Origin of the sequence: Proteus sp. G2669 (genome assembly GCF_009915245.1) — a bacterium.
Lineage (GTDB): Bacteria > Pseudomonadota > Gammaproteobacteria > Enterobacterales > Enterobacteriaceae > Proteus.
In genome coordinates this window covers 263,061-276,337 of record NZ_JAABLX010000050.1, presented here as the reverse complement: position 1 = coordinate 276,337, position 13,277 = coordinate 263,061, and the positions used below count along the sequence as shown (strand labels likewise).

The 13,277-nt window shown below is 33.2% G+C and carries 10 protein-coding genes; 3 read left to right on the top strand and 7 right to left on the bottom strand.

All coding sequences use genetic code 11. The features are described 5' to 3' along the window. Positions 1 to 10: 10 nt before the first annotated feature. The 6 genes from GWI68_RS15260 to GWI68_RS15235 all read right to left on the bottom strand — a co-directional run bounded on the left by GWI68_RS15260 (position 11) and on the right by GWI68_RS15235 (position 9,048). The gene (locus tag GWI68_RS15260) at positions 11 to 556 is read right to left on the bottom strand and encodes a hypothetical protein (RefSeq protein WP_166540827.1); all 546 of its coding nucleotides are present in this window, start codon (positions 554 to 556) and stop codon (positions 11 to 13) included. Positions 557 to 1,036: 480 nt separating this feature from the next. Continuing rightward, on the bottom strand, positions 1,037 to 1,741 hold the full coding sequence (locus tag GWI68_RS15255) for a lactate utilization protein C (protein WP_166540826.1): 705 nt from the start codon (positions 1,739 to 1,741) through the stop codon (positions 1,037 to 1,039). A 1-nt stretch (position 1,742) separates the two neighbouring features. Then, positions 1,743 to 3,164 carry a LutB/LldF family L-lactate oxidation iron-sulfur protein gene (locus GWI68_RS15250; protein WP_166540825.1) on the bottom strand — a complete coding sequence of 474 codons (1,422 nt, stop codon included), beginning with the start codon at positions 3,162 to 3,164 and terminating at the stop codon, positions 1,743 to 1,745. Between the two features lie 11 nt (positions 3,165 to 3,175). Further along, positions 3,176 to 3,895, bottom strand: a complete 720-nt coding sequence (locus GWI68_RS15245) for a (Fe-S)-binding protein (RefSeq protein WP_099659343.1) — start codon at positions 3,893 to 3,895, stop codon at positions 3,176 to 3,178. Between the two features lie 120 nt (positions 3,896 to 4,015). Then, positions 4,016 to 5,542: an L-lactate permease gene (locus GWI68_RS15240; protein WP_109407390.1), complete on the bottom strand. Its 1,527-nt coding sequence runs from the start codon at positions 5,540 to 5,542 to the stop codon at positions 4,016 to 4,018. Between the two features lie 1,955 nt (positions 5,543 to 7,497). Next, positions 7,498 to 9,048 (bottom strand): methyl-accepting chemotaxis protein, encoded by a 1,551-nt coding sequence (locus tag GWI68_RS15235; protein WP_166540824.1) that lies wholly within the window; start codon positions 9,046 to 9,048, stop codon positions 7,498 to 7,500. A gap of 447 nt (positions 9,049 to 9,495) precedes the next feature. On the opposite strand from GWI68_RS15235, the gene GWI68_RS15230 reads away from it, so the two are divergent. Continuing rightward, positions 9,496 to 10,083, top strand: a complete 588-nt coding sequence (locus GWI68_RS15230; protein WP_166540823.1) for a histidine phosphatase family protein — start codon at positions 9,496 to 9,498, stop codon at positions 10,081 to 10,083. Between the two features lie 147 nt (positions 10,084 to 10,230). Here the strand turns inward: GWI68_RS15230 and GWI68_RS15225 are convergent, their stop codons facing one another. Beyond that, entirely contained in the window at positions 10,231 to 11,145 is a 915-nt protein-coding gene (locus tag GWI68_RS15225) for a LysR family transcriptional regulator (protein WP_166540822.1), read from the bottom strand. A 112-nt stretch (positions 11,146 to 11,257) separates the two neighbouring features. Between GWI68_RS15225 and GWI68_RS15220 the strand changes: the two genes are divergently transcribed. Further along, the gene (locus tag GWI68_RS15220) at positions 11,258 to 12,103 is read left to right on the top strand and encodes an HARLDQ motif MBL-fold protein (protein WP_243733433.1); all 846 of its coding nucleotides are present in this window, start codon (positions 11,258 to 11,260) and stop codon (positions 12,101 to 12,103) included. Between the two features lie 24 nt (positions 12,104 to 12,127). Continuing rightward, entirely contained in the window at positions 12,128 to 12,916 is a 789-nt protein-coding gene (locus tag GWI68_RS15215) for a MipA/OmpV family protein (RefSeq protein ID WP_166540820.1), read from the top strand. Positions 12,917 to 13,277: the final 361 nt, after the last annotated feature.

Genomic DNA, 13,277 nt, shown 5'->3' with positions numbered 1-13,277 from the left:
ACTATTTAAATTAATTATCTTTATTTTTGGTAGCTGTTAATAAATTATTTATTTTGGTCATTGATAAGTTCTGAATTCCAAGTCTATCTGGAAGAGTTTTATCATCAGAGCTAAAATAAATATCAACTTCTTCAATAATTTTTTCTTTTAATTTTATTGTTTCGTCATGAATTTTATTCATTTTAGGTATGATTTCATCTGTATTTTGTGTGGTAAATTCAAATGCTTTTTGGTGTTTTTCTTCTAATTTCTTAAAGTTATTATCAATACTATTTTTTTTGGTGCCTAAGAGTTTGATTTGTTTTTCTGAATAGAGATTAGCTTCTGTTTTTTCGTTCTTAATTTGTTGGTTTGTAATTTCGATAAGATGATTAACTAAGACATTGATTATCTCTTTACTTAGCTCGGTATCTAACAATATTTTCTCTCGTAATGTTTCTATTTTTTGTTGATTACTCCCCATTTTTAAATTAGTGTTTTTTATTAATATATTTGTCGTTTTTGTCGTTTCTGGGTCTTTGATGCTAGGGGATTGATTTATTTGTGATATTCTCATTTTTTAATACCTTTTTATATTTTGAAAGTTAAAATATCTTTATGTTTTATTAATGATGGAATAAATAAAACAAGAGTATTATTAATATTATAAATAGGTGGTTTTTATTAATATCAGATTTCAAACTAGACATTATTTTATGTTTTTTAATAGTATAAATATTAAAATAATAAGCTTTTTTTGAAAGAATTTTTTATCAGTATTAAAGGGAGGATGTAACACTTGTATTAATATGATATTAACTTATCAGTCAATAATATTGAAAATTCTTTGAAAATTGGGTTGTTGAAGGTGATGTATTGAGCTGAAAAAATTGAGAAAAGTTATTCACATTGATTGTGTAGATCAAAGTTCCCATCTGAAAATGGGAACTTTATCAGTAATTCTAAGGTGTTATATACCTTTTTATGTTGGTCAATCCTTTGACCATGACTTTAAGTTATTTAGTTATCGTACTTTTTATTGTTGATTTATATTGAATTAACAATCTTCTATGATCAAATAAGCCGCATGAACAGGGCCATGAACCCCCCATACTTTAATCAATTCAATGTCTGCTGTAGAACTTGCACCACCAATTAAATTGATACAAGACGGCATTCTTACGCCTTCTTGTGCCATTTTATGTAAACGTTCAGCAATTTGAGCTACTCGAGGCAAAATATCACTTTTACGTAGAATAACAATTGATGTTTCAGGTAATAAACTAACAGCACGTCCTTTTTCTGGTGAAGAAAATAAGACAATCCCTCCAGATTCAGTCAGACCCGCTTCTGCAAATACAATTCCAATTTGAGAGCGTTCCGCATGAATAATATTTTCATGACCAAGTTCTGGGTTCCAAATATAGGTTTCGTATTTTTCACTAATAGCATTTGTTACACCTAGTGCATTTAGGCGATCATCACCACTTATTACCACTGAGCCTTTACAATCATAGCTTTCACAGAGATCAATTAAGCTATTGATGAGCTCTTCTGGTTTACTAACAACACATTTCACCATTTGGGTTTGTGCAAAATCGGTAAATTCTTTGCACAATTCATCTTGACTCAGATTAGCTAAACGTGTTTTAGCTAAATTATTCACTGGAGTTGGTTGTGGTTGCGGTTTATGCGCAATTGGACGCCCTAATTTTTCAGCAATAGTTTGCAAAAATTCATTACGGTTTTGTTCGTTTAACATATTATTTTTTTCCTTCTGCTTTATGGCGTTTAAACCAACTACGGAAGCTATAGCCATCCGGTTTAGGGAGATCTCGTGACTCCATCCAATCATTAAGAACACTGATTTTGATTGGTGTAGAACCATTTTTGATCATTAATCCCGCCATTTTCGCACCAACATTCATTCCCACTTTCCAAAGTGCGGGGTGTGAATTGAGGTAGTTAAACATACCTGTGACTCGGCGTTCTGCTTTCGGTGTTAAACCGGTTTCAGCCATCACTCGACGATGTTTTAAAATTAACTGAGCTAAAGGAATTTTGACTGGGCAAACCACATTACATGCATTACATAATGAACAAGCGTAAGGGAGATCGTGGAAATCTTTATAACCCCCTAGTAGTGGAGAAATGACCGCACCAATTGGACCTGGATAAATTGAACCATAAGCATGGCCACCAATATTACGATAAGCAGGGCACGTATTAAGGCAAGCACCACAACGGATACAGCGTAAAATATCTTTAAATTGTGAGCCTAAAATTTCAGAACGGCCATTATCCACAATTACTAAATGGAATTCTTCAGGACCATCAACATTGCCGGCTTCACGAGGACCAGTCACCCAAGTGTTATAACTGGTTAAACGAGAACCAACTGCGCTACGGCATAACATCGTAATTAATGGATCAACTTCTTCAAATGTCGGTGCCACACGCTCCATACCCATAACAGCAATATGGGTTTTAGGTAACGTGGTGGTCATTCTGGCATTACCTTCGTTGGTGACTAAACAGACTGTGCCTGTTTCAGCTACCGCAAAGTTACAACCAGTAACGCCAATATCAGCAGAGAGGAAATCTTGTCTTATACGTTGTCTAATGAAAAGTGTCATATCTTCAGGCGTTTCACTGCCTTCATAATTGAGTTTTTCATTTAAGACTTTGCGAATTTGATAACGATCTTTGTGGATTGCTGGAACGACGATGTGAGATGGTGGATCGTTATCTAATTGAAGAATATACTCGCCAAGGTCAGTTTCGATGATCTCAATGCCTTCATTTTGTAAGGCTTTATTCATCCCAATTTCTTCGGTGACCATTGATTTAGATTTTACGATCTTCTTCGCGTTTTTCTTTTTGGCAACGTCACAAATGTAACGAGAGGCATCTTCTGCTGTTTTAGCAAAATAAACATGACCTCCGTTTTCTGTTACTTTTTCAGATAATTGATAGAGATAAGCATCTAAATTTTCAAGAACATGGTTACGGATTTGTTCAGCGCGATCTCGCCATTCTTCCCAATCCCCCAGCTCTTTGACCATGATTTGACGGTTAGCCCCAATGCGCTCTTGTGCCATAACGACCGCATTACGCATGATTGTGTCTTTCATTTCATGTTCTAGGCGAGGTCTGAAATCGATATCACTGGTTTTGATAGACATAGCAGGCTCCCTTATTGGCTCATTAAAACTTGTGCAATGTGCAACACTTTTACAGGGCGTTTTTCACGGCTTAGACGGCCTTGTATGTTAATTAAGCAACTCGTATCTGCACCAATGACATAATCAGGACTAACATCCATAATATGTTTTACTTTTTCGGTTACCATTTCGCCTGAAATTTCAGACATTTTTACAGAGAATGTTCCACCAAAACCGCAACAGGTTTCTGAATTAGCAAAAGGTAACATTTCAAGACCCTCAACGTGTTTTAATAGTGTTAAAGGCTCACTAACAACACCCAGTTTTCGGGTTAAACTGCATGATGGATGATAAACCGCTTTACCCGGAAGACGGGCACCAACATCGACAACACCCAAGGTATTAACAATAAAACTGGTTAAATCAATAAGACGATCGGCAACACCTTGTGCTCGTAATGCCCATTGTGGTTCATCAGCAAGATAAGTTGGGTAGCCTTTTATGGCATAAGTACAGGAGCCAGCGGGGGAAATAATCGGGTAGTCATTTACTTCTAATGTTTCAATTAACGATTTCATGGCAGGCTTTGCGTTATTGACATAACCGCTATTAAGTGCGGGTTGACCACAGCAACCTTGGCGCTCTTGAAATAGTACTTCGCAACCTAATTTCTCAAGTAACAAGACGGTGTCTCTGGCTGAATCTGCTTTCAGCACATCACCAAGACAGGTCGCATAAAAATTAACTTTCATTAATCGAACTCCAAAACATCGCTCAGATGTTGTCATTTTTACTAAAGATAAAATTCTTTTTATTGCTTCGTTATAAGAGGAGAAGGGAATGGAATAAGCTCATTCCCTTTTCCTTATTAATTAGTTCATTAAGTGATAAATAATGCCGATCTTAGCCCCAAGAATAACGATATAGGCGATACAATATTTTAAGGTTTCACGCATAATGGCACTGCTTTGGCCATCCATTTTTGTCGCTGAAACAGCGATGGCGATACTTTGAGGTGAGATCATCTTACCGCCTGTTGCGCCAGAGGTATTGGCGGCAGCCAGAATGAATGGGTCAATATTAAGTTTAGCTGCAGCACTGGTTTGTAATTTACCAAATAGCACGTTGGAGTTAGTGTCACTGCCAGTTACAAATGTTCCCAATGCACCGATCACTGGGGCAATAAAGATAAATCCTGCACCTGTAAAATCGACCAAGGTTTCAGCAATACTGCCAATCATGCCACTGAAATCCATGACTGTTGCCATTGCCACAATTGCAGTGATAGCAATAATCGAGTTTTTCAGTTGGATAGTTGTTTTAACAAGCACAGAGATAAGTGTTGAAACGCTAGCACCTTGAATGGTTCCCCCTACAAAGCTAGCTAAAATAATCAACACACCTGGTGTGCTTAACCAAGCAATGGTTTGATATTCAGTTTGTGTTTCACTTAATACAAACGGGATCTTGGTGGAAATAGCCCCCGCCATACTTTGTATCGCAGGAAATAAAGGTGAACATGCTAAAATAAAGATAAAGGTAAACAGATAAATAGAACTTGCTACTAACAACTCTTTTCCAGTGTGCTTTTTGACATTTTTTTGTTTGTCACCACTGTTTTTCATGCGTTTAGCAAGGAAAATAACGACAATTAAGCTGACTAAGCTACCTGCAAACGCCGGTAATTCAGCACCTAAATTGGCTGCAACGATATATTGAGGGATTAGTGTACTGATACCACACATTAAGGTAATAAATCCGACACCTTTAATTGCTTTAATGCCACCACCCGCAATGGCTACGATGACAAAAGGTAAAAGGATATTGAATAATCCCAACTGAATAATGATGGTTTTACTCAACACTAATACATCAAGCCCAGTGTTTTGCGCCAAAATAGAAACTGGGATACCCACTGCACCAAAAGCAGTAGGAACGGTATTGGCAACTAAAGAGGCAACAGCGGCTTTAAAAGGATCAAATCCAAGTGCAATTAAAATACCGATAGGAATGGCAACTGCAGTACCATACCCCGCAACCGCTTCAAGAAATCCCCCAAAGCACCATGAGATAAGCAAAACTTGCACTCGTTTATCATCACTTATTCCTGCAAGCACATCTTTAAGTACTTCCATCCCCCCTGTTTTTAACATTAGGTTATAACTATAAATAGCAGCAAGGATCACGATAATGATTGGCCACAATCCTTTTATTGCGCCATAAAGCACAGAAACAGAGGCAAATTGAATGGTGTTGTTCCAATGGAAAATAGCAAGTGCAACAGTTATCACTAAAGAAACTAGTACGGCATGATGAACGGCTGATTTCATTTTTAAGATCATAAAAATCAAAACCGCTAAAGGTACTATACCTAATAAGAATGAGAGATAGTCTGACATGATTATTTTTATCCTTAAGTTTGCAATTTTTATCGTTTATAACTGCGTTGGCAAACCTATAAGTTGGTCATTATATAATTGTGTAGGGTACTAGGTTTTATTAATGCTCTACTTTGCTGAAACGATAAATCATAAATAAAAAAAGATAGTTACTAACCTAAACAATGAAAGATATCATTACTTAGGAAATTGTCAGGTTAGATTAGTTGGCTATTGTAGGGAATATTTATTGAGATGTAATAGAATAAAATCAATTGTGTGACAAATATAAAAAAATTCCTTTTTTCTCATTATTTGCTTGTTAATTGTCGAGTTTTTTGATGTTCATCAATGTAATTGAGTTATTAATGTTGTTATCAAATTGGTTTTTGATGAAAAAAAGAACGATATTGATGGTTCCAGTCATGTAACAGAACAGTGAAAGTAGACAGCAAATGTCATTTTTTATGATAAAAACAACTATAATAACCACGCTGAATATTAAAATAAATTAATGTATTGTAATTGTGTTTACTTTATTAGTAAATAAAATAAAAATTATCTTTTATTTATATTTCATTTATTTTTTGTTTTTTAAATTTTCTTTGTTTAATTATTTTAAAAGTGTTTAAATTTCATTCGTAATAAATTTAATATTGTTTTTTTGTTTTTTTTTATTTTATTTTTTCGTTATTAGTGATAGTTTGAAGTTAAATATTAATTGTTTTTTATTTTGATTTTATCAATGACTCTATTTTTATTATTTGTTTTGTTTTGTTTTTAATTTTTAGTGTTTTTTATTTGTATTTTTATTATTTTATATTGTTTAATTTTTAAATTAAAAGTTATTTATATTATTTGCTTTTATTTTAATTATTTTTTAATTTATTATTTTATTTTTAATTATACTTATTTTATATTTTTGCATTAACTGTTTAAATAATTTTTAATGTAAATTTATAATCAATGATTAACTTCTTTTTGATGCTTAAGTCGCATGATTGTTCAGTTTTATGAGATTTTTATTTGTAATACAAATCATAGAGATAACAAATACTTGATGAGAAGAATAATTAATAAATGAGAATGATTCTTTTTAAATTCACTCACATAATAGTATAGATAGAGTGATCTTGATCATATAGAAAAAAAGGTATAACTATATTTTTTATTTTTTTATCACAAAAAAATAGACAATATATTTATTTTTAATAATAGGGAATGCCTTATTAAACCAGTTTGTTTACCATTTTAGAGAGTTTTAATGGATTTTTAAAGAAAAGGGAAAAAATGAAATATTTTTGAAGTTATTGGGCTCATTTTTTGAAGAGATACAAATTTCACTTTGGTAATTGTCATACAAATAATTAAGATGAAAAAAGGTGACCGAAAATGAGTGTACAGATAATCATTGTAGCGTTAACTACGTAATAATCTCTAATGAGGTATTTTCTTTTGATGGAAAGTAACCATAGCTCCTTTTTTTCCTTTTTCGTTATCAGTATTTGTTTCACAACTAATGGCATTATTGTGGGTAATTAATTGTGGGAATATTAATGATGAAAAGATTCTACCCATCATCAAATAGCCCTATTTTGATAACAAAAATCAGCGATTATGTTAGTGATGTTTTAGGATTTAACATTTGAGACCGTATTTTTTTTCTAAAAGAATGGGAAAGTTAACAACAACCTGTCTGATATTAGGAAAATTGTCTGTATTTCATCGTTGATAAAATGACAAATAAAAAAAGAACCAAAGTGTGAGCTAGGTTCCTTTTTTAGTTACTGTAAATTGGAATTAAAGATGGATCGAAGCTGTGTAATGGCTATTTTTACATGGCAGTTGTGTCTAATAAGTATGCCTTGTAGTAATAATTTATTATTTTTGTACGGTTGCTTGAGAGGAGCGTTGATATAAAGGCCACTTAAATATGACGTTAAGTGACCTTTATATGAAGTTAATATAAACGTGAATTAGGCGCGAGTGATCTGGAAGTAGTTCACTAATTTGTTAAGATTGAGCGCCTGTTCATTGAGTGAACCCGCGGCAGCAACCGACTCTTCCACTAATCCTGTATTTTGTTGCGTTGTTGAATCAAGCTGGCTTACGGCATTGTTGATTTGTGAAATACCATCACTTTGCTCATTACTTGCTTGTCCAATTTCTCGTAATAATGCACTGATTTCTTCAACATCTGTGATCATTTTTTGGATCTGTAATTCGGCTTGTTCCACTAAATCCATCCCTTCTTGTGTTTGGGTTGATGAATTTTCAATCAGTGTACGTATATCATTTGCTGAATCAGCACTTTTTTGTGCTAGTAATCTGACTTCACTTGCGACAACGGCAAAACCTTTACCATGTTCGCCAGCTCTTGCCGCTTCAACCGCAGCATTAAGTGCAAGAATATTTGTTTGGAAAGCAATGGAATCAATCAAGTTAATAATGTCTGTCATTTGAGATGATGAATTATTGATTGCTCTCATTTTTTCCGTTAACTGAAGCATCATTTCACCATTATGATGGACGGCAATTTCTGTTTTTTCAGCAACATTAATCGCATCAAGAGTATGCTCTGCAGTATTTTTAACCGTTGACGTCATTTGCTCCATTGAGCTTGCCGTTTCTTCTACGGAAGTTGCCTGTTCTTCTGTTCTTGCTGCTAAATTTTGGCTACCTGCTGTGATCTGCTCAGCGGCAGATGAAATGTTTTCAGCACCGTTTTGTACATTTTGCACAACATCTAATAGATGTTTTTTCATTTCAGCAAGCGCTTGCAATAACATTCCTGCTTCATCATGATAATTAGTGTTTACTTCTTGTGTTAAATCACCATTAGCAATCGCTTTAGCAAAGTTCACAGCTTCATCTAACGGGCGAGTAATGCCTTTCGTAATAAACCACCCTAAAACACTACCCAAAATAATGCTAATAAGTGTTAATAATACTAAAAATACTCTCTTCTCAATAAAATCGCGTTCAACAGCTTCACCTGCCGCATTCATTTTTTGATTTTGTAACGCAATAAATTCCAAAAGTTTATCGCGATACATAAGTTGAATACCTGCTGTTTTGGTGATTAATTCATTAACAGCGGCGTGCCGATTATTTTCGTTAAATGCTTTTACTACAAAATTTTGAGAGGTGATATATTTCTGACGGATCTCATAAACTTCAGCGAGTATTTTTTTTGACTCATCATCGTGAGCCGTTTCTTCTAACTCTTTTAGTAATTGAGCAACTTTGGCGGTGATCTCAGCTTTTTTACTCTCTTGTTCAGAGGCTAAACTTCCTTGCTCATCTAGCATGGTGAGTTGCTGAAAGATAATAAATTCATTGAAATTATTAATTAGCAAATTGGCTTTTACTGTGGCTGGATAGATATCGTCAACGACATCATGAATATCTTGATTTGCACTATTCAATCCTATTAATGCAAAACTAGAACCTAACATAATTAACATTACCAATGTTGTAAATGCGATAGTTAACTTGGTACGAATTTTAACGTTTTTAAAGAACATGCTTAACCCTGGATAAATAATAATTAATAAGTATTAGTAACTTATTGAAGAAAAGACAGTATCGGTAAGCAGTGACAGAACTTTAGTCATTAAACGAAATAAAGGCAGATAAAAAGACTTGCATTGATTTTTAACACACTATTTTTAGTGTGAAAAAGAGATTTCCTCCCTTTTTTTATCTAAATGTGCTTAGTATTTAATTTTCATTCAATTTTATAAAATTGAGAGTTAATTAATAAGAGCTCAAGATATTCTTTATTTTTTGTTAACAATTGTTTGCCTTGTTTTTATGTATGTTAATTTGATCTTGAAGATTAAGAAGATATCGTCTCTGAAAAATTTTCGGCTATGATAAACTGAGTGAGCCGCACAGGTAAGTGTATGGCTAGTGTTAAATATATAACTCTCCATACTTCTTATACTTAACTGACTTAAAGGTAACGCTGTATGCGCAGTGTATTTATATTTTTGAGCGTATTTATTTTAGGGTTTAGTCATATGGCGTATTCAGATCAAACACTCGTTTTTATAAGACATGGTGAAAAACCTGATAATGAAAGTGGGCAACTGACCTGTAAAGGATTAAATAGAGCCCTCGCTTTACCTGATGTACTTATCAATCAATTTGGCAAACCTGACGCATTATTCGCGGCGGCGCCTAAACAAAGTAAGTTAGGTAATTCATTACGTTCACTTCAAACTATCTCTCCTATTGCTATTAAAATGTCATTACCTATCCATCTTCATTATCATGCTAAAGAGATAAAAGAGCTACGTGAAGCCCTGTTAAGCCAGCAATATGAAAACTCAGTTATTTTTATTGCATGGGAGCATGATAATTTAGTCAAAGTGGCACGAGATATCATAAAGAAAGAAGGGGGAGATCCTAAATTAATCCCTAAATGGAAGAGTAGTGATTTTGATAGTATTTATATCTTAAAAATAATCCGAGAGGGTGATAAAAAAAGTATCATCTTTGAACAAAGACAACAAGGGTTAAATGATGTGTCGGACGATTGTGGTAAGGCCTATTAAATTTATTATGTATAAACACAAATAGTATTAATTGTGATAAGGAGTAATTAAATGAGGATGGGTAGTTATAGTTAATAAAGGTCGTTAAATAACGACTTTTATCTTTTGCCTAGTATGTGAATTTTTTTGTAAAATCTCTACATATTGTTATTGATCAGTCGGTTTATAGTACACCGCAACTTTCGCTTTAAGTGACGATACAATTTTTTTCTTCCACGGCAACATTGATTTTCTATTCATCATAAATAAATGCCCTACAGCAAGGCTATCAACGAGCTTAATTTTATAAACGGTATGTTTGAGTGATTGATATTCTAGCCATGGTTCAGGCACAACAGCTATATATGGGCTGCTATTAATAGCGGGTATAACTTGTGCATATTCAGGACATTTAAATCCGATCGTTCTAAATAGTCCTCTTCTACGTAATTGCCTATCAAGTTCATTATCATCTTGAGACCAAGGTAAACAATAAACATGTTTATAAGAAACCAATTGTTCAAGACTAAAATCGTCAATATTTTTTAAAGATGATCTTAATGGCTCTCCATAAATAATAACGAGCCTACTTTTACCTATAGTTTCAAATTTTAAAGACGATACTGGGTTTTGATCTCCACCAACAGCAAAGACTAAGTCTACAGTGCCATCAAGTACTTCTTCTCGCCAAGAGCGACGTTGGTATGGAATACATTCCGCATAGACGTTCAACTCAAAAGAGAGTTCAGAGAGTGTTGGGGTAATAATGTTCATTAACGCAGGGGGACAAACCACTTTAAAACTTCTTGAACCATCAAAAGTATCGGTAAATAGATCATCATTTAAAGAAATAAAAAGAGGAACTAATTTTGCTTTTAGTGTTAAAGCAAATGGTGTTGGGACTTGAATATTATTTTCTCGTTTAAATAAAGGATCGCCCAGTGTTAAGCGTAGTCTACTTAGTGCATGACTTACCGCAGAAGGCGAAATACCCAGTTTATGAGCTGCTTCTTTAGTACTTCCAGTCAAAAGCAAGGCATAGAGCACTTTGAGAAGATTAAAATCAAATTGAGCAAGATTCATTTTGTCTCTTTATAAATGAGCAGAATTCAATTTACTTATACTATTATCTCAGCTTAACGACAAACAAATAATGGTATATATGAAAAAGTTAACATTAATTGCATTGCTTTGTATGCAAGGATTGGCTATGCCAACTACGGTTTATGCATCATTGCACCCAGAACAACCGTTATCAACAGTACCGCCGAAAAGTGTATTTACACAATGGGCCAAACCTATAACGTCTTTTAAAATAGCACCTCAAGTTTGGTATGTAGGAACAGAGAATTTAACTTCTATACTGATCACTACAGATAAAGGCCATGTTCTTATTGATGCAGGCTTAAATGAAAGTGCAGAACTAATCCAAAGTAATATTGAAAAATTAGGATTTAATATTAAGGATGTTAAATATATTCTGAATAGCCATGCGAGATTAGATCAAGCTGGTGGAATAACAAAATTAAAAGAAATAAGTGGTGCACAGGTTATCTCAAATAAAATAAATGCAGAACAACTAGCGTTAGGTGGAGCGAATGATTTTGCTTTAGGTGATGCATTATTGTTTCCGCCAGTGAAAGTAGATCTTATATTAAACGATAATGAATCATTTGAGCTTTCTGGTGTGATGTTTACAGCTTTACTAACGCCAGGGCATTTACCAGGTAGTACGTCATGGAAAGTAAAGTTAAATAACAATGACATACTTATTTATGCGGATAGTTTAGCGACACCAGGATATTATTTGGTTAATAACCTTAATTATCCAGAGATAGTTAATGATCTTCATTACAGTTATCAAGTATTAAATAATCAAAAGGTGGATATATTTATTGCGAGTAAAGGAGATCGATTCAATTTATTAGATAAAATTAAAGATTTAAATAATGGAAATGAAAAGGCATTTTATGATGCTAATGGCCTTAAACAATATGTTGAAAAATCAAGAATATCCTTAATAAACCAATTAAACAAATAACTTTTAATAAAGAATGGAATATATATGTCATTAAAATATTTACTCCCCATTTTTGGTGCTTTTGTTTGCTCAAATTCTTATGCAGATGAATTAAAAATAGGCGCAGGCATTGGCATGTCTTCGCCATACGAAGGATCGGATAAGTATATTTTAATTCCAGATGCTATGCTGCAATATACAACAGAAACAAATAGTTTTGGTTTATTTAGTCTGGGCACCAGTGGAGCAAAATGGCAATTTAATATTTTTGATAATATTCATATTGCTCTGCTTGGAACGTATATGCAGGGTCGTAAAGAAGAAATAGGCTTTTCTGGTAGTAAAAATAAAGATTTAAAAGGAATGGGAGATCTAAAAGGAGCCGCTGGTACAGGTGTTGAACTAAGTTATAATATTATTGGCCATTCTTTTTATATAAATTCGCTGACTGCTATTGGTCATAGAGATTATGGTGGTAAAAATATTGATAATGCCACTCGGTTCGAGTTTGGTATTAATTCGCATTTCGATATAAATAAAAATTGGTCTATTGATTCGAATATATCCACAAGATATGTAAACAAAAACTATAGTCAGGCTTATTTTGGTGTCACAGAAAAACAGGCACTTAATACTGATTATTCTATTTATACACCAAATTCTGGAATTAAAGATGCCGGTATTTTAATTGGAATAAATTATAAAATAAGTGAAGGTTTTTTTGTTAATTTAAAATCGGGTGGTTATTACTTGTTTGGTGATATGGCAGACAGCCCGATCACAAAACAGAAATACGGATTAGTAAATATAATTGGCCTATCATATATTTTTTAAAGATCATGAAAATAAATACTAAATGTTTTTTATTTATATCCATATTTATATTGAGTGGGTGTGTTGTTGGCCCAGGTTGGTATAAGGAAGGAGTAAGCTATGAAAACTCTCAAGATATATTGGCGAAGTGTAAATATGATATTGGTATCGCTAAAGTAAATATAAATGAAAAGCCAGAACTAATAGCTGAGTGTATGAAATCTCAAGGATATAGATATAAAAACTATTCACATACTTATTAAGTAAATGTTTTTAATAATAAAAGATGCTAATTTACAGCATCTTTTTTCTATTTATAAATAGTATTGCTTTAATGTTGTTTAATCATCTTTAATAATATTTTATTAAAAATAATTTATAA

Bases quoted from the DNA above. Each gene is read 5' to 3' on its own strand.
- GWI68_RS15245 (WP_099659343.1), bottom strand. From the start codon at position 3,895: ATGAAAGTTAATTTTTATGCGACCTGTCTTGGTGATGTGCTGAAAGCA.
- GWI68_RS15255 (WP_166540826.1), bottom strand. From the start codon at position 1,741: ATGTTAAACGAACAAAACCGTAATGAATTTTTGCAAACTATTGCTGAA.
- GWI68_RS15250 (WP_166540825.1), bottom strand. From the start codon at position 3,164: ATGTCTATCAAAACCAGTGATATCGATTTCAGACCTCGCCTAGAACAT.
- GWI68_RS15240 (WP_109407390.1), bottom strand. From the start codon at position 5,542: ATGTCAGACTATCTCTCATTCTTATTAGGTATAGTACCTTTAGCGGTT.
- GWI68_RS15225 (WP_166540822.1), bottom strand. From the start codon at position 11,145: ATGAATCTTGCTCAATTTGATTTTAATCTTCTCAAAGTGCTCTATGCC.
- GWI68_RS15230 (WP_166540823.1), top strand. From the start codon at position 9,496: ATGCGCAGTGTATTTATATTTTTGAGCGTATTTATTTTAGGGTTTAGT.
- GWI68_RS15260 (WP_166540827.1), bottom strand. From the start codon at position 556: ATGAGAATATCACAAATAAATCAATCCCCTAGCATCAAAGACCCAGAA.
- GWI68_RS15220 (WP_243733433.1), top strand. From the start codon at position 11,258: ATGCAAGGATTGGCTATGCCAACTACGGTTTATGCATCATTGCACCCA.
- GWI68_RS15235 (WP_166540824.1), bottom strand. From the start codon at position 9,048: ATGTTCTTTAAAAACGTTAAAATTCGTACCAAGTTAACTATCGCATTT.
- GWI68_RS15215 (WP_166540820.1), top strand. From the start codon at position 12,128: ATGTCATTAAAATATTTACTCCCCATTTTTGGTGCTTTTGTTTGCTCA.